Raw genomic sequence first — 19,872 nt, forward strand, 5'->3', positions numbered from 1 at the left:
ATGACGTACGCGAGCTGCTCGGGCGCGACCCGGGGCAGCGGCCGGCCGGCGTCGTCCGGGCCGTCGATGACGATCCGGTCGTACGCCGAGTCGTCGCTCAGCGGGGCGAACGCGGTGAGCGCGGTGTCGGGCAGCGCCGTGCCGTCGGGGAGCGCCACCGTGCGGCCGGCCGCCAGGCGGACGAACCCGGGGGTGGTGAGCTGCTCCTCGGGCGACAGGTCGCGGAACTGGCCGGGGGCGAAGTCGTCCTCGACGGGCTCGCCGAGCGCGCCGGCCAGCTTGTCGTCGCCGGCGCCGACGCTCACCCCGGTCAGGGTGAACCGGTTCGGGCCGCTGATCCGCGAGGTGCCCATCCGGGACAGGTCGGTGTCCAGCGGCAGCACGTTCTCCCGCACCGAGAGCAGGGCGCCCGGTTGCAGCAGCACCGGGCCGCTCCAGCCGGCCAGGTCGCGCAGGGTGACCGGCTCCCCGGCGGTGAGGGCCGGCCGGACCTCCCACGCCTCCGGGGTGGACAGCGCCGCGCGCAGCGCGTCCCCGGCGTCGACATAGGTGGGCTCGTCGGCCGCGGCGGTGTCCCCGTCGGTCCAGCTGAACTTCGCCGAAACCTCCCAGAACAGGAACTTGATGCGCGCCTCGCCCCACGCCTTCCACGGGCCGGGACCGCTGATCCCGACCAGCAGGTTGACCGCCAGCAGCTCCTTGTCCTTGAACTTCAGCGACACCGTGGCGCCGATCTCGGCGGTGAACCAGAACGGCTTGAACTGGAACATGACGTCGAGCCAGGCGCGGCCGTCGATGACGAACCCGCCGCCCTCGAAGTGCAGCTTCAGCTCGGCCCCGAACTGGGCGGTGTTGCTGGTCACCGCGAGGTACGCGGTCAGGTTCAACCCCTTGCCGGACTTCTGCAACGCGATGGCGAAGCGCTTGACCGGCGGGAAGCCGGGCGGCGGGTTGTAGCGCGGGTGGAAGCCGCCGATGGAGACCGCGAAGGTGCTGCCGGCGCCCCACCGGGCGCGCAGCGCCATCTCCCCGGACACCGGCCGGCCGAACAGCTTCGAGTCGATCAGGGCGGCGTCGACGCTGATCTCCCGCTTGGCGAAGTCCACGATGCCGGCCGAGTCGAGACGGAACTTCCCCGCGTCCTTGAAGTCGATGACCAGCTTGCCGAGCAGCAGGATGCGCACCGGGTCGGGGAACTCGACCAGCACCGCGAGGTCGGCGACGACCTGGCCGCCGAGGAAGTTGAGCCGGACCATCGCCCCGAGCACGGTCCCGGTGGTGTCGACCGGGAAGATCCGGCTCAGCGTGGCGATGACCGCGGGCGCGTTGCCGACCGGGTCCTGGGGAAAGAGCAGGGCGTCCAGGGTGCCGGCGCGGGCGGCGTTGCGCACCTCCTCCGGGTTGGTCCGCCGGTTCCAGCCGACCACCAGGCCGAGGCCGGTGATGGAGATGCCCCAGAACAGCATGAGCCCGGGGAACCACTCGTACGTGCCGGCCAGCAGCAGCGAGAAGGTGTGCCCGCCGTCGGCCTCGGTGAGCCGGCTGCCGTCCGGGTTGCGGGTGTTCAGGATGGCGGTGGCCTGGAGCCGGAAGCCCTTCATGGGGGCCAGCGGCGTGGTGGAGGTCATGCCGAGCTGGAGCACCCCGGCGTACATGCCGCGGGCCTCGTCGACGAAGAGGTAGCCGCCGCCGGAGACGATGCCGTTGTCCATCCGCAGCCCGACGCCGTCCGGGCCCTTGAAGCGGGGGCGCAGGTCGGCGGCGCCCAGGTTGCCGCCGGTGGCCCGGTCGCCGGACTCGGCGGGCAGCGCGGGCGGGAAGGTCAGGTCGGCGGCGACGCCGATGTTCTGCACCACCGCGTGCAGCGGGCCCAGCGTGGCCCGCACCGTGGTGGTCAGGGTGAGGCTCAGCGCACGGGTGGCGGTGGACGCCTCCAGCGCGATCCGCAGCCCCTCGATGCCCAGGCCGTGCCAGGACAGGTGCACCGGGTACTCGGCGGCGAGCGCGGCCGCCCCGGACAGGTGCAGCCCGCCCCGCATCGACCAGGCCAGGCCGAGGTCGAGGCCCACCCGCAGCCCGTCGGCGGGGAGCAGCTTGGCCAGCAGGCCGTCGCCGTCGCCGGCCCGGACCACCAGCTCGGCCCGGCCGGCGCGGATGCTCAGTTCGACGTCGTCGCGGCCGGCGCCGAGGGTGGCCCGGCCGCCGATGACGAGCTGCTCGACGGCGAGGTGGGTGCCGCCGGGCGAGCCGAGGATCCAGCCGGGCTGCCCGGCCGGGGCGATCCGGGCGACCTCGGCGGCCCACTTCACCACCGCGGCCTCGCCGCTGAAGGTCACGCCCGCGCTGTTGATCGCCAGCGCCGGTCCGGCGCCGCTCAGCTCGGTGGCGACGGTCCACTTGCCGATGGCGCCGTCCAGGCGCGCCTCGCCGGTCGGGGCGAGGATCACCGTGAACCGGCCGTCCCAACTGGCCAGGCCCAGGGTGGCCCCGAGGCCGAAGGTGGGGGTCCAGGCCGCCAGGCCGGCACCGGGCGGCGGCGTGCCGTCCGGCGTGCGCAGCCCGCTGAACCGCAGCCGCAGCAGGCTGTCCGCCAGGCGCCGCCCGACCTCGCCCTGGTCCGGTCCGAGATCGGGCCGGACGCCCTGGTCGGCGTCGAGGCCGAGGGCCCGCAGCGCCCGCGCCAGCCGGGGCAGCAGCCGGGCGGAGAACTCGGCGACCCCCTCGGGGGTGTCCAGCCCCTGCGGCGCGTACCGGTCCTTGAAGTAGGCGCCGGGGTCGCGGACCAGGTCGACCACCCGGTCCAGGTGCAGCTCGTCGCGCCGCTTCGGCAGCCGGACCGGCGAGTCGCCCGGCGGCATGGGCGCGCTGGGCGGGTTGGCGGCGGCCGGGTCGACCAGGCCGAGCAGGTCGAGCATCGGCACCAGCCAGGGCGCCCGGCGCAGCAGGTAGGTCAGCACCAGCAGGTCGAGCAGGTCGTCGGCCAGCTCCTCGGCGAGCCCCGGCACGTCCGGCAGGCCGTTCTTCACCGTCGGCAGGTCGCCGATCTTGCCGACCACCCCGCCGACGGCCTCGCCCAGCTTGGTGAGGCCGGCGATGCTGTCGAGCTTGGCGTCGTCGCGCACCGCGGCGAGCGCCTCCAGGGCGTCCCCGACGGTGCCCGCCCACTCCTCGAAGCGGGCGGCGTCGAAGCCGCTGACCGCCTCCAGGTCCCAGCCGAGCGCGCGCATCAGCCGGGCCCGCCGCCACGGGTCGTACGCGGCCAGCACCGGCTCGGCGAACAGCTTGATCTCGTCCCAGAGCAGGGCGAGCACGTTCTTCGGCTCGGTCATCGCAGCTCCCGTCCTCGCGTGCCGCCGGTCATGCCGTCACCCGCGGCAGGTCGCTCAGGTCCAGCCGCAGCGAGCCGCGGGCGGCCGAGAGCGTCCGCTCGCCCGCGGGCAGCGCCGAGACGGGCAGCGTGTAGCGGTGCCCGGCCGGCCAGGTGGGCCAGCCGACCAGCATGGCCAGGGCGCTGGCCACCGGGGCATCGGCGCTCACCACCTGCCGGATCGCGGTGACCAGGGCGTTCTCGTGCGCGTCGGTCCACCCGGTGGGTGGGCCGTCGAAGTTCTGGAGCGCCTTCGCCCGGGTCAGCACGGTGTGCAGCTCGCTGGCCGCCCGGGGCCGGGTGCGGAACTCCGGCTTCTCGCCCACCGAGGCCGGGGGTCCGACCGCCACCAGCTGGTGCGCCCGGTACTGCTGCCAGCAGGCGAGCAGGGCGACCGACCGCTCGGAGGTGAACACGTCGCCGATGCGGGCCCGGCGGGGCTGACCGTCGGCGCCGGTCACCCCGGCCACCGTCGGGGTGGCCGCCGGGTCCGGCGAGTCCCAGTCGGTGACGAGCAGGTCGTGCAGCCGCTGCCGCGCGGGCGTCCACAGGCCCCGGCGCACCCCGTCGTGGCCGCGCAGGGCCAGCGCGTAGCGGTGCAGCCAGTGCCAGGAGCGCAGCCCGAGCAGCTCGAGTGTGGTGCCCACCGACTCGCGGGCCGCGCCGGTCGAGTCGGTCTCCGCCGGGCGGGCCCGCAGCACCCGCAGCTCCGGGTGGAGCAGCCCGCCGCCGTCCTTCCCCCAGCCGGGGATCGCGTTGATCCCGCCGAGGCCGCCGAGCGCGTCGTACGCGTCCCGGTCGGTGGCCCGCAGCCAGGCCAGGTACGCCCACATCTCGCCGGGCTCGGCGCCGATGTCCAGCGCCGGGGGCAGCGTGGTGGGCGCGGTCCGCGGCCCGTCCGCCCGCCAGCCGAACGGGCCGAACCGGAGCACCGCCGGGTCGTCGGCGGCGACCGCGTCGAACCAGCCGCCGGCTGCCTCGGGCACCCGGTTCTCGGCCACCGCGCGGAGCACCTTGAAGGTGGAGAGCTGCCGGGCGGCCCGGGCGCCGGGGTCGCCGCCGGCCGTGATCGCGGCGACCAGCGCCGTCAGCGTGGGCCCGCTGCCGTGGTCCTGCGGCCGGGGCAGCAGCGCCTCCGGCAGCAGCTCCGACTCCGGGTCGAGCACCGGCCCGCTCCACTCGGCGTCGGTGGCGTGCCCCCGGTAGGCGCCGAGCCGGATCAGCTCCGGGTGCCCGGGTGGAGGGTTGCCGGCGCCGGCCGGCCGCCCGGTCACCACCCGTGAGTAGAGCCGCTGGTCGGTGGCGGTGACCTCGTCGAAGAGCCACACGTTCGGCTGGGCCAACCGCTGCAAGGTGTCGCCGGCGACCTGCCAGGACTCGACCACCACGGGGCAGCGCCAGCGCTTGTCCAGCCAGTGCTTGATGGCGACCTGGGTGGCCAGGTCGGCCACCCCGCTGATCGGCCCGAGGTAGCGCTCGGACTCCGGCACGTCGACCGGTTGCAGCCGGTCCGACCACCGGGGCGCGGTCGCGCCGGCCGGCTCGACGGCCGCGCGCTCCCGCCGGGCGTACGCCTGGAACTCCCGCACCGCCCAGTAGGTGATCAGGCCGTAGCTGCCGTCGGTCGCCCCCGGGGTGCGGAAGCCCAGCGTGGCCAGGTCCTGCTGGAGCCGGCTCACCCAGCGTTCGGTGACCAGCTTCGCGGGCCGCTCCACCCCGTCGTAGCGGGCGAGCGCCGTGCCGGTGGCGTCCTGGTCGCCGGCGCGCAGCACGAACCCGCCGTACGGCGCGGGGGTGGTCAGCGAGCAGCCGAACGACAGGTCCACGGTGTACGTGGTGAGCGCGGCGGCCCGGTTCTCCCCGGGCAGGTGCCACCACAGCCGCTGGGTGGCGGTCTTGCACTCGCCGGCCGGCCAGTCGAAGGTGATCTCGCCCAGGTTGTTGCGGCCGACGATCTCCTTGCCGTTGCCCCAGGAGCCCTTGTAGTGGTCCAGGTTCCGGGCCGCCGCCAGGTACTGGGCGAGCGCCTGGTCGCGGGGCAGCCCGGCCGGGTCCACCACGGCCTCCGGGGTGCCGTCGCGGCGGACCTCCGGGTCGGCCTCGTCGTGCCGGAGGAACTGCACGTACACGTTCCACTCGGGCTGCCGGCCGAGGATCTTCAGGGCGTCGTAGTCGCTGACCGACGGCCGGCCGGACACCCACCAGCCGGTGGTGTCGTCGGCGCCGACGGTCACCCGCACGCCGGCCTGCATCCGCTGGCCCTCCTTGTCGGGCCGCTCGTTGGCCCAGCCGACCAGGTCGATCCGGCCGGTCCCGTCGAGCAGCGGCAGGTAGCCGACGTCGTGCAGCGCCCGGGTCGCCATGTCCTCGTTGCGGAACGCGCTGGCCACGAAGCCGGCGAGCACGCCCTCGGTGCGGTTGACCCCCTCGTACGGCTTCGCGCGGTCGGGCCCGCAGGCGTAGGGGAGCGTCGCCGAGTAGCGGATCCGCTCGGCCGAGCCGAAGTGGATGTCCCCGCCGAGCATGACGAGCCGCCGGCGGCGTACCCCGTCCGGGCCGGGCGGCGCGGCGGCGAAGAGCCGGGCCAGCACCTTGTGCACGGCGGCGTCGCTGGCCACCCAGGCGTCCTCGGCGTCGGCGGTCCACCGGCCCGCGATCGCCTTGGCCAGCGGCTGGGCGAACTGCTCCAGGATCGGCACGCCGAACAGCGCCACCGGCTGCGCGACCACGGTGACCCCGTCGTCGCCCAGCACGCCGCCGCCGGTGAGCATCCCGTCGAGCGGGTCGTCGTCGAGCAGCAGCCCGCCGGGGTGGCCGGGGCCGCCCGGATACTGCCGCCAGGTCCGGGTGTCCAGCGCGATGAGCTGGTACCGGGGCCAGGTCACCGTGTAGTGGTAGGTCAACGCGCCGGCCGGACGGACCAGCTTCCCCTCCGGGGTGACCCCGGTGGGCAACCCCAACCGGGTACGCAGGGCCACGTCGTCGGCGTCGTTCGGCGCGGCCGACCAGCCGCGCAGCGCCGTGAGCGCGGCCCGGCCGGCCTCCCCGGCGGGGCCGCTCTCGGCGAACCGCTCCGGGGTGTTTCCCCACGCCTGGAAGACCACGAAGGCGGCCATCGCGTTGCGCACGATCCGCCGGCCCAGCGGCGAGGTGACCACGGCGTCGTCCACCCAGGACCGGGTCATGTTCCAGTCGTCGGTGACCTCGTGGTCGTCGGCGACCATGTACGTGGTCACATTGGCGAGCTGCCGGCGTACCGCGGCCAGGCCGGCCCGGAAACCGGTGAGCGCGAGGGCCTGCCGCTGCCACCGCTCCCAGCGCTCGATGATCTCCTTCTGCTGGGCGCTCGGCGAGTACGGCCGGCCGGCGCGCATCAGGTCGTAAACCGTCTCGCCGGGCCGGCGGTCCTGCGGGTCCTTGAGGATCCGGGTGTCCGCGGGCAGCACGTGCTCGAAGGTCGGCCAGCTCGCCGGCCAGAGCACGTCGGACCAGGCCAGCAGGTACATGCACAGGTACTCGCGCAGCGACATGAGGTGGCTGTCGGCGTACCCGGAGGTGAACTTCGCGTCCCGCGCCACGGCGGTGGCCCGCTTGCCCGGCAGGTACGTCAGGTCGGTCGGCGGCGAACTGGTGCCCACCGGCATCGCCTCCGGTGCGAGCCCCAGCCGCGCCGCCACCCCCAGGTACGCGGGGACCGCCGGCTCGCTGCCGGCGGCCGGCAGCGCGTCGTGGCCGTGGATGATGCCGAGCAGCGGATCCGCCACGTCGTCGGCGTAGATCTGGTCGCCGCCGAGGACGAGCTGGTGCGGGCGGCGCGCCGGGTCCCCGCCCGCGGCCGCGATGATCGGGTCGAGGACGGGGAAGGCGTCCTGGCCCTCGCCGTGCGGCTTCCGGCACGAGCCGTGGAAGATGCGCAGCTGGTTGGGGTCGCTCGGCGGGGTGACGAAAGTGGGCACCGCGGGCACCGCGGCCGGTGCCTGCGGGTGGCCCTGGTAGGTGAGCGCGGTGCGGGCGGCCACGGCGGTGGCGGCCACCACGTCGGGCTCGAACAGGCTGCCCGCGCTCATCCCGCCGGCGAACGCCAGGTCGTAGCCGTAGAGGGTGCCCGGGGCGAGGGTCACCCCGGTGACGGTCACTGCGGCCGCGTGCAGCCGGTCGGCGAGCTTGACGGTGACCCGGCTCCCGGTGCCGACGGTGGCGCCGCGGGCGTAGCCGGGGGCGGCGCCGAGCGCGAAGACGGTCAGCGTCACCGTGCACTCGGCGCGCAGGGCGACGAAGACGGTGACGCCGGTCGGGTCGACGCGGCGCACGATCGGGCCGCAGAGCACGAGGGGCAGGCCGGTCGGAGCGGTCATGCGGTGTCCCTTCACCCACGGCCGGTGTTTCGTTCGGCCTTGATTGAAGTCACTGCGTAACCGCGCGAACACCCTCGCAACAGCGCGAAGGTTCGACCTTGCCGGGTGACAACCATCGGGCCGACGACGGGCGGCCCGGCCCGTCCGGACGGGCTGAACGTCCACTCAGTTCTTTCCGGTGGCGGAGACCCGACAGGTGCTTGCCTGCGGCGGCGGCCGGACGCTAGGGACACACGACGGGACCCGCACCCGGAGCGGGTGCGGGTCCCTTGTGCTGTGACTCAGTAGACGGTCACGCCGTACGCGCTCGCCGCCTCGGTGACGGGCTGGAAGAAGGTGGTGCCTCCGGTCCGGCAGTTACCGCTGCCGCCGGAGGTGATGCCCAGCGCCTTGGTGCCGTCGTAGAGCGGGCCGCCGGAGTCGCCCGGCTCGGCGCAGACCGTGGTCTGGATCATGCCCTTCACGGTGCCGCTGCCCTGGTAGCGGACCGTCACGTTCAGGGCGGTCACGGTGCCGCTGTGGGTGCCGGTGGTCGACCCGGTGCGCTTGACCGACTCGCCGACGAACGCGTTCGCGGCGGTGTAGCCGCCGGGGTGGCTCAGCCCGGCGTTGTCGTAGCGGACCAGCGCGTAGTCGTTGCCCGGGAAGCTGGACCCGACGGTCGGGCCGATCAGCGTGGTCTGGCTGGAGTTGGTGTACCAGGTGTTGGCCACGTCACCGCAGTGCCCGGCGGTGAGGAAGTAGTAGACGCCGGACTTGACCACGTTGAAGCCGAGCGAGCAGCGGTAGCCGCCGCCGTAGATGGCGTCACCGGCGGAGAGCAGCGGACGGAAGACCCCCTTGGCCCGGTCCACCCGGATCGCGCCGGCCTGGGCTCCGGCGCTCTTCTTGAGCGTGGCGAGTTCGGCGGCCGAGACGCTCTCGTCGGCGGTGACCACCACGCGGCTGGACGCCGCGTCCACGCGCCAGGCAATGCCGTCGACGCCGGAGGCCGCGACGGCGGAGTCGACCCGGGACAGCTGGTCGGCGGTGAAGCTCGGCGCGGCGGCCGAGGCGGCGCCGGGAACGGCGAAGGCGCCGGCGGCCACCAGGCCGACCGTCGCGGCGAGCAGGGGAGTGAGTCGGCTTCGGCGGATTCTCACGGTCTTCTCCTCGGACGGTGAAGGCCGCCGGTTGCGTCGGCGTCCATGCCGTGCCGCCGGGGTCGGTTCGGGGTGCGACCTCGGCGAACGCTGTAGCGGCGAGTATCCACCCAGGTCGATGTAGGGGCAAGGGGCCGGCGGCGCGTCGTCCGCTCCTGACTAGGGTGGGTCGGGGGAGGTGCGGCGAGGATGGTGGAGCTGAGCGGCGACGCGCGGGCCGGACTGGAGGCGGTGGTGCCCGGCGGGGTGACCACCCGGGCCGTGGACCGGCTCCGGCTGGCCCACGACGCGTCGCACTACCTGCTGCATCCGAGCGCCGTGGTCACCCCGGCCGGCGCCGAGCAGGTCGCCGCCCTGCTGCGGCACAGCCGCCGCACGGGCACCCCGCTGACCTTCCGCTCCGGCGGCACGAGTCTCAGCGGTCAGGCGGTGACCGACCGGCTGCTGGTCGACACCCGGCGGCACTTCCGCGACCTCGACGTCCTCGACGACGGCCGGCGGGTGCGGGTGCAGCCGGGGGTGGTGCTGCGCCAGGTCAACGCCCGGCTCGCCCCCTACGGCCGCAAGCTGGGCCCGGACCCGGCCAGCGAGTCCGCCTGCACGGTCGGCGGGGTGGTCGCCAACAACTCCAGCGGGATGACCTGCGGCACCGAGTTCAACACCTACCGGACCCTGGAGTCGCTGCTGCTGGTGCTGCCCAGCGGCACCGTGCTGGACACCGGCGCCCCGGACGCCGACGCCCGGCTGCGCGCCGCCGAGCCCGAGCTGCACGCCGGTCTGCTGCGGCTGTGCGACCGGGTCCGCGACAACCCCGACTCGGTGCGCCGGATCCGCGCCCAGTACAACATGAAGAACACCATGGGGTACGGGGTGAACGCCTTCCTTGACCACGACGAGCCCGCCGACCTGCTGACCCGGCTCGTGGTGGGCAGCGAGGGCACCCTCGCCTTCGTCGCGGCGGCGACGTTCCGCACCGTACCCGTGCACCGGCACGCCGCGACCGGCCTGCTGGTCTTCGATACCCTGGGCGCGGCCATGGCCGCCATGCCGGCGCTGGTGGCCGCCGGGCCGGCGGCGATCGAGCTGCTGGACGCGGCCGCCCTGCGGGTGGCCCAGCGGGACCCACGGGCGGACGCCGCGCTGCGCGGCCTGCCGGTCCGCCACCACGCGGCGCTGCTGGTCGAGTGGCAGGAGTCCGACCCGGAGGCGCTGGCCGAGCGGATCGCCGCCGCCCGCCCGGTCCTGGCGGACCTGCCGCTGACCACCCCGGCCCGGCTCAGCGGCGAGGCCGCCGCCCGCGCCGCGCTCTGGCACATCCGCAAGGGCCTGTACGCGGCGGTCGCCGGCGCCCGCCCGTCCGGCACCACCGCGCTGCTGGAGGACATCGCCGTCCCGGTCGAGGCCCTCGCCGGCACCTGCGCCGCGCTCGCCGACCTCTTCGACCGGCACCGGTACGAGGAGAGCGTCATCTTCGGCCACGCCAAGGACGGCAACCTGCACTTCATGCTCAACGAGCGGTTCGCCGGCGGTGCGGCCCCGGCGCGCTACGCCGACTTCACCGAGGAGATGGTCGACCTGGTCCTCGGCCACGGCGGCACGCTCAAGGCCGAGCACGGCACCGGTCGGGTGATGGCCCCGTACGTGCGCCGCCAGTTCGGCGACGAGCTGTACGCGGTGATGCGCGAGGTCAAGACGCTCTGCGACCCGGACGGCGTGCTCAACCCGGGTGTGCTGCTCAGCGACGACGCGGAGATCCACATGCGGCACCTGAAGACCGTGCCGACGGTGGAGGAGGAGGTGGACCGCTGCGTCGAGTGCGGCTACTGCGAGCCGGTGTGCCCGAGCCGCGACCTGACCACCACGCCCCGGCAGCGGATCGTGCTGCGCCGGGAGATCGCCGCCGCCCGCGCCGCCGGCGACCCGGCCCTCGCCGAGGAGCTGGAGCGCGCCTACGACTACGACGCGGTGGACACGTGTGCCGTGGACGGCATGTGCGCCACCGCCTGCCCGGTCCTCATCAACACCGGCGACCTGGTGCGGCGGCTGCGCGCCGACCGCACCGGCGGGGTGGCGCAGGCCGGCTGGCGGGGCGCCGCCCGCGGCTGGGGCGCCACCACCCGGGGCATGGCCCGCGGGCTCGACCTGGCCGGCGCGCTGCCGCCCGCGCTGCCCGAGGCCGCCACCCGGGCCGCCCGCGCGGTCCTCGGCGCCGACCGCGTCCCGCAGTGGCGGCGCGACCTGCCCGGGGGCGGCCGGCCGCGCCGCCCCCGGCCTGCCGACGAGCCGGACGCGGTCTTCGTCCCGTCCTGCCTCGGCACCCTGTTCGCGCCGGCCGAGGGCGGCTCCGGCGTGGCCGCCGCCCTGCTCACCCTCGCCGACCGGGCCGGCGTACGCCTGCTCGTGCCCGAGGGGATCGGAAGCATGTGCTGCGGCACGCCCTGGTCCTCCAAGGGCCTCACGGCCGGCTACGAGACGGTGCGCGACCGGGTGCCGCCGGCGTTGCGGGCGGCCAGCCGCGACGGCGCTTTGCCGGTGGTCAGTGACGCCGCCTCGTGCACCGAGGGCTTCGCGAAGCTGCTCGCGGGGGCCGGCGACCTGCGGGTGGTCGACGCCGTCGCGTACGCGGCCACCGAGCTGCTGCCCCGGCTCACCGTGCGCCGCCGGCTCGGCTCCCTCGCGCTGCACCCGACCTGCTCGTCCACGCGGCTCGGGCTGGACGACGCCCTGCTCGCCGTGGCCCGCGCCGTCGCCGACGAGGTGGTGGTGCCCGACGGCTGGCAGTGCTGCGGCTTCGCGGGTGACCGGGGGCTGCTGCATCCCGAGCTGACCGCTTCGGCCACCCGCGCCGAGGCCGCCGCGGTCACCGCCCGCTCCTTCGACGGGTACGCCTCGGTGAACCGCACCTGCGAGATCGGCCTGGCGCGGGCCACCGGGCAGCCGTACCGCCACCTGCTCGAACTGCTGGCCGACGCGACCGCCTGACGGCGGCGGGTAGCATCCCGCGACGTGCTGCGCAGTTGGTGGATGGCCGTGCTCATGCCGGTGGTCGGTGTGCTCGTCGCGGTCCGCGCGGAGACCCCCGCGCTGGCCGTCGTCGAGTTCCTGGTCTTCACGGTGCTGGGGGTGCTCTTCTCGCCGCTGGCGTTCCCGCGGTCGCTGCCCGCCGCCGAGGCGCAGGAGCGCGGTGCCCGCGACGGCCGGCCGGTGGTCTACTGGCGGCCCGGCTGCCGCTACTGCCTGCGGCTGCGACTCCGCCTGGGTCGCCGCGCCGGCCGGGCGTACTGGGTGAACATCTGGCGCGACCCGGACGGGGCGGCGGCGGTGCGGGCGGTCACCGGCGGCGACGAGACCGTCCCCACCGTGGTGCTGCGCGACGAGGCCGTGGTGAACCCGGAGCCGGGCTGGCTGCGCGAGCGCCTGCCGTCCTGACGATCGACGCAACCTCGCGGGAGGTGGCGCTCTCCGCATGACCGGGACGCCCCTACCTCGCCGACCTGGTGTGGATCTTGCCGGGCGGAGGTGTGGGGCGAGGGCGTGTGGCGGGCGGTGGGCGGGCAGACTGGTGCGGTGGACGGGATAACGGAACTGCTCGGGGTGGACGCGCCGGTGGTGGCGGCGCCGATGGCCGGTGGACCGACCACCACCGGGCTGGCGGCGGCGGTGGGCGCGGCCGGGGCGTTCCCGTTCCTGGCCGCCGGCTACAAGACGCCGGAGGCGGTGGCGGCGGAGGTCGCCGAGCTGCACGCCGCCGGGCGGCCGTTCGGGGTGAACGTCTTCGTGCCGACCCCGGTGCCGGTGGCGGAGGAGGAGTTTCGCCGCTACGCGACCCGGATCGCCGCCGAGGGCACGCCCTACGGCCTGGACCTGGCGGCCGCCGCGCGCACCGAGGACGACGACCACTGGGCGGCGAAGCTGGACCTGCTGCTCGCCGACCCGGTGCCGGTGGTCAGCTTCACGTTCGGGCTGCCTCCCGAGCCGGTGGTTCGGGACCTGCGCCGGGCGGGCAGCCGCGTCCTGGTCACCGTGACCGACCCGGCCGAGGCGGCGGCCGCGGCCGACCTCGGGGTGGACGGGCTGGTCGCGCAGAGCGGCGCCGCCGGCGGGCACCTGGGCACCTTCACCCCGGACACCCCGCCGCCGCTACGCCCGCTGCCCGACCTGGTCGCGCTGGTCGCCGGCCGCACCGGGTTGCCCGTGCTCGGCGCGGGCGGCGTCGGCGGCCCGTCGGACGTCCGGGATGCGCTCACCGCCGGCGCCGTGGGCGTGCTGGTCGGCACGCTGCTGCTGCGGGCGGACGAGAGCGGCACCGGCCGGACCCACCGGGACGCGCTGGCCGACCCGGCGCGGGACCGGACGGTGGTCACCCGCGCCTTCACCGGCCGCCCGGCGCGCGGGCTGCGCAACGACTTCATCGACCGGCACGAGGCGGCCGCCCCGCTCGGCTACCCCGCGCTGCACCACCTGACCCGGCCGCTGCGCGTCGCCGCCGCCGGGGCCGGCGACGCCGACCGCCTGCACCTGTGGGCGGGCACCGGCTGGCGCGGCGCGCGGGCGGCACCGGCCGCCGACATCCTCACGGACCTGACCCGCACCCTCTGACCCGCACGGCCGTCACCCGCCGGCGCGCCCGGCCCCGCACCCCATCCCGTCACCGCGCGTCGCGCCGTCCCCGCCATCGACGGTCGCGCGTCAGCCGCTGCGCGGCGAGCCCGCTCCCGGAAGGCCGCGCAGATCTTGGCAACTTACCGCTCGCTGCGAACGGAAAGTCGCCAAGATTCGCCGCGTCGCCGGGAAGGGGGGCGGTGGCGGCGTCGATCTCCGGGCGGGGAGGGTGCGGACGGGTTTACGGTGCGAGAGGGGACCGGGTGCCGTCGGCGGGCGGCGGAACGGGGGGTGGGTCCGATGTCCGCAGCGCCGTTGTCCGGGCGGGTCGCCGTGGTCACCGGCGCGGCGCGCGGGATCGGCCGGGCCGCTGCCGTGGCGCTCGCCGAGGCGGGCGCGGAGGTGGCCGGGGTGGACGTGGCCGGGCCGGTGAGCCCGATCCTCGACTTCCCGCCGGCCAGCCCGGACGACCTGGCCGAGACCGGCCGGCGGGTCACCGCCGCCGGCGTACGGTGGTCCGCGCACGTGGCCGACCAGCGGGACATCGGCGCGGTGCGCGCGGTGGCCGCGGCGGTCGAGCGGGAACACGGCGGCGTCGACGTGCTCTTCGCCAACGCCGGCATCCAGGCGTTCAAGCCCCTGCTGGAGATGGCCGACCCCGACTGGCACGACCAGATCGACGTCAACCTCACGGGCACCGCCAACGTGCTGCGGGTCTTCGCCCCGCTGCTGGTCCGCCGCGGCGGCGGGCGGATCGTGGTCACCTCCTCCACCCAGGGGCAGCACGGTACGACGAACGGTGCGGCCTACTCGGCGTCGAAGTGGGGGCTCATCGGGTTGGTCAAGTCGGCGGCGCTGGAGCTGGGGGCGCACGGGATCACCGTGAACGCGGTGATCCCCGGCCTGGTCGACACCACCCTGACCCGGCACCACGACCGCTACGCGCAGGCCATCGTCGAGGGCGGGAAGACGCCGTCCGGGGACCCCGCCGCCGACGAGCGGAGCGCGGTCGAGGCGCTGCGGGCGAAGACGCCGCTCGGGGTGCCGTGGGTCCAGCCGGAGGACGTCGCGCCGCTCGTGGTGTTCCTCGTCTCGGACGGCGCGCGGATGGTCAGCGGCACCGCCTTCGCGGCGACGGCCGGCGACAGCGCCCACGTGACCGCCTGACCGGCCCCTCGGCGCCCGCCCCGCTGAGGGCCGAGGCGTCCGGCTGAAGGCCGAGGCGGCCGGTGACGGGCCGGGAGCCACCCGGGGGCGGCGGCTCCCGTCCGGCGGGGCGGTCAGCCGGCGACCGAGGCCAGGTAGCGCTCGGCGGCGTCCGGGGTGAGGAACCAGTCCCGGAAGTCGTTCGGGTCGCTGAACCCGTTGGCGAACCGCCGGGCCACCACCGGGTTGCCGGCGGCCGCGCCGAGCAGTTGCTGCACGTGCGGCGGCAGCGGTTGCAGCATGGCGTTCGTCCAGCCGGTGACGGCCTCGCCGGTCCCCGCCCAGAACCGCTCGAAGGTCCCCGTCATCCAGTCCCGGTCGAACGGCCGGTCGCCGTGCTCCAGGATCGACCCCAGGTACGCGGACGCGCACTTCGCCGCGGTGTTGCTGCCCTGGCCGGTGATCGGGTCGTTGGCCACCACCACGTCGGCCATGCCCAGCACCAGCCCGCCCGAGGGCAGCTCCGCCACCGGGCGGCGCACCGTCGGGGTGTACCGCCCGGACAGCGTGGCCCGCCCGTCGGTCAGCTCCACCTCGGCACACCGCTCGTAGATCCACGGGGTGTAGCGGCGGGCCAGGTCGAGGGTGAGCTTCAGGTGCTCGGCCGGGTCGCGCCGCTCGGTCCACAGGTCCAGCGGCCCACCGGGCACCGCCTCCCAGAACAGGATCTCGCAGGGACCGGAGTGGGTCAGGGCGGGGATGACGAACAGTTCGCCGAGCCCGGGCACCGCGTTGAAGCTGACGTGCGGCACGGGCAGCAGCGGGTCCGGGGTCATCCCGTGCACGTACGCCACGGCCAGCCCGCGCTGCGGCACCTCGTACACGGAGCGGGCCGGGTCGCGGTCGAAGACGCCGACCAGGTCGCCCTTGCCGGCGGCCACCACGGTCAGGTCGTAGCGGCCGAGCCGGGCCAGGCCGTCCAGATCGCTGGTGGTCACCGTCTGGTAGAGCACCGTCCCGCCGCGCACCTCGAACAGCTCCAGCCAGTCGGCCATCTTGACCCGCTGGTCGGTGCTCTGCGCCGGCTCGTCCAGCGGGCACGCGATGCGCAGCGCCCGCTCGCCGGGCGGCGCGGAGAGTGAGACGTGCAGCCCGTCGATCCGGGGCGCCCGGTTCTGCCACAGGTCCAGCCCGTACCGGCGTTCGGTGGCGAGCGCCGTGCCGAACATGGCCTGGGTGCTCATCACCCAGCCCCGGCGGATCTCGTCGGGCGTCCGGGCGGACATCACGGTGACGTCGTACCCCTCGGACTGCAGGCTGAGGGCGAGCTGGAGCCCGGACTGTCCGGCTCCGACGATCAGGATTCTGCGCATGGTTCCTCCAGGGTTGAGCTACCGCGCCGCGAGCGCGCCCGCGGCGGGCCGGGGGGTGCGGGACATGGCGTGTTCCACGACCGTCAGCAGCGCCCGCGCCACCGACGACGGGTCGCGGGCGTCGCAGGCGGTCAGGGGTACGCGGGCCGGCAGCGCGAGCGCGGCGCGGACGTCCTCGAGCGGGTGGTGCAGCACCCCGTCGAAGAGGTTCACGCAGACCACGAACGGCACGTCGCTGTCCTGCTCGAAGTAGTTGACGGCCGGGAACGAGGCGGCCAGGTCGCGGGTGTCGGCGAGCACCAGGGCGCCGACCGCGCCCCGGCACAGGTCGTCCCACATCGGCCAGAACCGGGGCTGACCCGGCGTGCCGAACAGGTAGAGCACCAGGTCGGGGCCGATGGTCAGCCGGCCGAAGTCCATCGCCACGGTGGTGGTCGTCTTGTCGATGCCGGGGTCCAGCCGGTCGACGGTCTCGCTGGCCGCCGTCATCCACGCCTCGGTGTTGACAGGCGGGATCTCCGAGATGGATCCGACGCAGGTGGTCTTGCCGACCCCGAAGCCGCCGGCGATGACGATCTTCGCCGAGGTCAGCAGCGGGCTGTCAGGCAAGCTTGCGGAGGCCATCGCGCAGTCTCTCCAGGAGGCGGAAGTCGACGTTGTCGTGGTCGGTGTGGACCAGCAGCCGGTCGGTGGCGGCCAGGTCGTCGACGACGACCCGGGTCACCCCCAGCGAGATCCCGCACACCGCGGAGAGTTCGGCCACCGAGCGCGCCGTCCGGCGGGCCTGCTCGTACAGCGAGCGGGCCTCGGGCAGCAGGCCGGCGGCGAACACGGCGTCGTAGTAGGGCACCGAGACCAGGGTGTGCACCAGCAGCGGTTGCCGGGTGCGGGTGCGGCCGGCGGTCAGCACGTACGGCCGGACCTTCCAGTACCTGAGCTGCATGATCCTCGTCCTCCGGCCGGTCAGCGGGCCTGGGCGGCGGTCATGCGGTGCAGCTCGTGCCGGACGGCCGGGGTGAGGGCGTGCCACACGGCGCCGACGAACTGCGTCATCCGGTAGGACACGACTCGCAGGTCGCAGCCGGGCGCGGCGGCCACCGCGAGGCCCGCGGACTCGCCCACCCGCATGAACAGCAGGTGCCCGCGGGGCAGCCGGACGGTCAGGTACTCGGCGGCGCCCAGCTCCAGCAGGGCGGCGCTGCGGTCGGCCATGCTGAGCAGGCCGGCGGTGAGCGCGGCGAGCTGGTCGCCCAGGTCGCGGCCGACGCCCTGCGAGGCGGCCAGTTGCAGGCCGTCCAGCGACACCAGCATCGCGTGGCTGACGCCGGGCACGTCCTCGACGAACTGCCGGATCAGCCAGGCGCAGTCGGGCAGCCCCTTGCCGGTGCCGGTTCCCGGGTACGCGTGGGTCATCACTGCCGTCCTTCTCCGTCGGTGGGGGTGCGGGCGTCGCTGACGCCGGCCGCGAAGGCGGCCGTCTCGTCGGGCCACGCCTCGGGCGGGGAGCCCGCGCCGGTGTCGGCGGGGGGTCGGGGCGCCGGGACCCGGTCGCGCACGCTCTCGGGCACCCGTCGGGGCAGCCCGGTGGTGGGCGGCCCGGTGGTGGGCGGCGGCTCGGCGGCCGGCCCGTCGAGGGTGGCCAGCCGGACGGTCGGCGTGTCGGTGCCGCGGTGGGGCGTGGCCATCGGCGTGCTCCAGGACTCGGTTCCGTGCCCGGCCGGTGGCCAGGCCGGTGGCGGTGCGGGCGCCGCGGCGGCCGGGCCCGGGGTGGGGATCTCGCAGAGCAGCGCGCCGGGAACGGCCACGGTCGCGGTGGTCCCGCCGGCGGGCCGGGTGGTGAGGGCGACCCGCAGCCGGTGGGCGACGGCCAGGTGGGCGACCACGGCGAGCCCGAGGTGGGCCGCGGGGTCGAGCGCGACCGGGGCGGCGGGCCGGCCGGTGAGCAGGGCGTTGAGCTGGGTCAGGTGGTCGGGGTGCAGGCCCACCCCGGCGTCCTCGACCCGCAGCAGGACGCCGCCGTCCTCGGTGACGAACGCCGACACGGTCACCGGGGCGGTGGGCGGGGAGAACCGGGTGGCGTTGTCCAGCAGCTCGGTGAGCACCCGGATCACGTCGTCGGCGGCGAACTCGACGACCGCCAGCTCGACCACGTGTCCGACCCGGATGCGCGGGTAGTGCTCGACCGCCGAGGCGGCGGCCCGGACCACGTCCACGAGGGGGACGGTCTGCGGGTCGGCGTCCTCGACCCGGCGGCCCAGCAGCACCTGGAGGTTCTCCGCGTGCCGCCGGATCCGGGTGTTCGCGTGGTCGATCCGGTAGAGCCGCTCCAGCCGTTCCGGGTCCTGCTCGTCGGCCTCGACGGCCTCCAGGTGGGCGCCCATCTGGTACGCCGAGGCGAGGATCCGGAGGGCGAACTGCTCGCAGATGGCGGGCCACGGGCCGGGCCCGCGGTCCTCCGGCGGTGGTGGCTCGGGTGTCTCCGGTGGAGAGACGTCCCACCGGGCGACCGTCGGATCCAGCCAGCGTGCCGCCCGCTGCCGCCAGGTGGTCCGCCGGGTGATGTCGGTGCTTCTCACGAAAAAACCGGCCTGTCCGTGATCTTCGGCTCTGGCATGGTGCAGCAGTCAACCATCGGTTGTGCGCCGATTGCAACGGTGCAGGGCAACTTGGGGAGGTTTTCACACACCGGTCGCCGCGCTGCCACAGTTGGGTGATCGGTCCCCGGCCGCGAAACGCAACAGCCGGACGGCGGATTTTTCCCGGCGGGTCGGCCGTCAGTCGGCCGGGTGCCCGGTGCCGCTCGCCCGAGCGACGTGCGGCATGATCATGGAAACGGCGTCGAGCGGGCGGGGGACGGGCGGATGACGGTGGAGGTGCCGCGCGGCGGCCGGGTCCTCTTCATCGGCGACAGCATCACCGACGCCGGCCGGGACCGGTCCTGCCCCGACGACCTCGGCACCGGGTACGCCATGATGGCCTCCGCCTGGTTCACCGCCCGCCACCCCGACCACCGGGCCACCTTCCTCAACCGGGGGATCAGCGGCGACCGGGTACGCGACCTGCGGGCCCGCTGGGAGACCGACTGCCTGGCCCTCGCCCCGCAGGTGGTGTCGGTGCTGATCGGCATCAACGACACCTGGCGGCGCTACACCCGTGACGACCCGACCAGCGCCGCCGACTTCGCCCGCGACTACCGCCACCTGCTGGAGGCCACCCGGCCGCTGGACGCCCGGCTGGTCCTTGTCGAGCCCTTCGTGGTTCCGCTGGACGACGCGCAGCACGCGTGGCGGGAGGATCTCGACCCGAAGGTCGCGGTGGTCCGCGAGCTCGCCGCCGAGTTCGACGCGACGCTGGTGGCGGTGGACGAGCTGTTCCAGGCCGCCGGGGTGGACGGTCGGGTGTGGACCCGCGACGGGGTGCACCCCACCCCGTTCGGCCACGCGCTGATCGCCCAGGCGTGGCTGCGCGCGGTCAGCCCGTCGGCCTGAGCCCGCCGTCGAAGCCGACCGTGGTTAAGCTCGGCCGATGCACCGGTCCCGGCTGTACGCCCTGATCCTCGACGCCCCCCGCGAGTCCGCCACGCAGGCGACCGAGTTCTGGTCCGCGGCGCTCGGCGCGGCGACTCGCACCGACCCGGCCGAGCCGCAGTTCACCGGCCTTGTCGACGTGGTGCCCGGGCTGGTCACCGCGGTGCAGTCGGTGGACGACGCACCCCGGCACCACCTGGACATCGAGACCGACGACGTGGCCGCCGAGGTGGAACGGCTGGTCCGCCTCGGCGCGACGCCGGTCTCCCGCTGGCTCGACTGCCACGTGCTGCGGGCGCCGGGCGGTCACCTGCTCTGCGTGATCCCGGTGGCCAGCGACCCGGAGTTGTTCGCCGCGAC

Annotated in this window: 14 protein-coding genes; 6 read left to right on the forward strand and 8 right to left on the reverse strand. The window is 75.2% G+C overall.

Features of this window, described 5'->3' with window-relative positions:
- The 3 genes from IEY96_RS23155 to IEY96_RS23165 form a co-directional block, all read right to left on the reverse strand.
- Positions 1-3,329 (reverse strand): DUF6603 domain-containing protein (locus tag IEY96_RS23155; protein WP_189196912.1); only part of this gene is annotated, 3,329 nt, incomplete at its 3' end.
- A gap of 28 nt (positions 3,330-3,357) precedes the next feature.
- Complete coding sequence (locus IEY96_RS23160) at positions 3,358-7,722, reverse strand: peptidoglycan-binding protein (protein ID WP_189196913.1); 4,365 nt, start codon at positions 7,720-7,722, stop codon at positions 3,358-3,360.
- A gap of 281 nt (positions 7,723-8,003) precedes the next feature.
- Positions 8,004-8,864 carry a S1 family peptidase gene (locus IEY96_RS23165; protein WP_229791818.1) on the reverse strand — a complete coding sequence of 287 codons (861 nt, stop codon included), beginning with the start codon at positions 8,862-8,864 and terminating at the stop codon, positions 8,004-8,006.
- 189 nt (positions 8,865-9,053) lie between these two features.
- Between IEY96_RS23165 and IEY96_RS23170 the strand changes: the two genes are divergently transcribed.
- From IEY96_RS23170 to IEY96_RS23185, 4 genes are all read left to right on the forward strand, one after another.
- The gene (locus tag IEY96_RS23170) at positions 9,054-11,846 is read left to right on the forward strand and encodes an FAD-binding and (Fe-S)-binding domain-containing protein (protein ID WP_189196914.1); all 2,793 of its coding nucleotides are present in this window, start codon (positions 9,054-9,056) and stop codon (positions 11,844-11,846) included.
- A gap of 24 nt (positions 11,847-11,870) precedes the next feature.
- The gene (locus IEY96_RS23175; protein WP_229791819.1) at positions 11,871-12,293 is read left to right on the forward strand and encodes a glutaredoxin domain-containing protein; all 423 of its coding nucleotides are present in this window, start codon (positions 11,871-11,873) and stop codon (positions 12,291-12,293) included.
- A gap of 138 nt (positions 12,294-12,431) precedes the next feature.
- A complete protein-coding gene (locus tag IEY96_RS23180; protein WP_229791820.1) occupies positions 12,432-13,463 on the forward strand; it encodes a nitronate monooxygenase in 1,032 nt (343 codons plus the stop codon).
- A 303-nt stretch (positions 13,464-13,766) separates the two neighbouring features.
- A complete protein-coding gene (locus tag IEY96_RS23185; protein ID WP_189196915.1) occupies positions 13,767-14,633 on the forward strand; it encodes an SDR family NAD(P)-dependent oxidoreductase in 867 nt (288 codons plus the stop codon).
- Positions 14,634-14,746: 113 nt separating this feature from the next.
- Here IEY96_RS23185 and IEY96_RS23190 read toward each other — a convergent pair whose 3' ends face one another.
- From IEY96_RS23190 to IEY96_RS23210, 5 genes are read right to left on the reverse strand one after another with little or no spacing between them, the layout of a single operon-like run.
- Positions 14,747-15,985, reverse strand: a complete 1,239-nt coding sequence (locus IEY96_RS23190; RefSeq protein ID WP_189196916.1) for a styrene monooxygenase/indole monooxygenase family protein — start codon at positions 15,983-15,985, stop codon at positions 14,747-14,749.
- 18 nt (positions 15,986-16,003) lie between these two features.
- Complete coding sequence (locus IEY96_RS23195) at positions 16,004-16,594, reverse strand: GTP-binding protein (RefSeq protein WP_435817790.1); 591 nt, start codon at positions 16,592-16,594, stop codon at positions 16,004-16,006.
- On the reverse strand, positions 16,587-16,928 hold the full coding sequence (locus tag IEY96_RS23200; protein ID WP_148425567.1) for a DUF742 domain-containing protein: 342 nt from the start codon (positions 16,926-16,928) through the stop codon (positions 16,587-16,589). The genes IEY96_RS23195 and IEY96_RS23200 overlap by 8 nt, the downstream gene beginning before the upstream one ends.
- Positions 16,929-16,948: 20 nt before the next feature.
- A complete protein-coding gene (locus tag IEY96_RS23205; protein WP_189196918.1) occupies positions 16,949-17,398 on the reverse strand; it encodes a roadblock/LC7 domain-containing protein in 450 nt (149 codons plus the stop codon).
- Positions 17,398-18,561: a sensor histidine kinase gene (locus IEY96_RS23210; RefSeq protein ID WP_189196919.1), complete on the reverse strand. Its 1,164-nt coding sequence runs from the start codon at positions 18,559-18,561 to the stop codon at positions 17,398-17,400. The genes IEY96_RS23205 and IEY96_RS23210 overlap by 1 nt, the downstream gene beginning before the upstream one ends.
- Positions 18,562-18,846: 285 nt before the next feature.
- On the opposite strand from IEY96_RS23210, the gene IEY96_RS23215 reads away from it, so the two are divergent.
- Together IEY96_RS23215 and IEY96_RS23220 are read left to right on the forward strand one after the other, a co-directional pair.
- Entirely contained in the window at positions 18,847-19,473 is a 627-nt protein-coding gene (locus IEY96_RS23215) for an SGNH/GDSL hydrolase family protein (protein ID WP_189196920.1), read from the forward strand.
- Between the two features lie 37 nt (positions 19,474-19,510).
- The coding region (locus IEY96_RS23220) for a VOC family protein (protein ID WP_189196921.1) at positions 19,511-19,872 on the forward strand (362 nt) is incomplete at its 3' end.

The organism is Micromonospora fulviviridis (assembly GCF_014648395.1).
In the GTDB taxonomy this organism is placed as follows: Bacteria; Actinomycetota; Actinomycetes; order Mycobacteriales; family Micromonosporaceae; genus Micromonospora; species Micromonospora fulviviridis.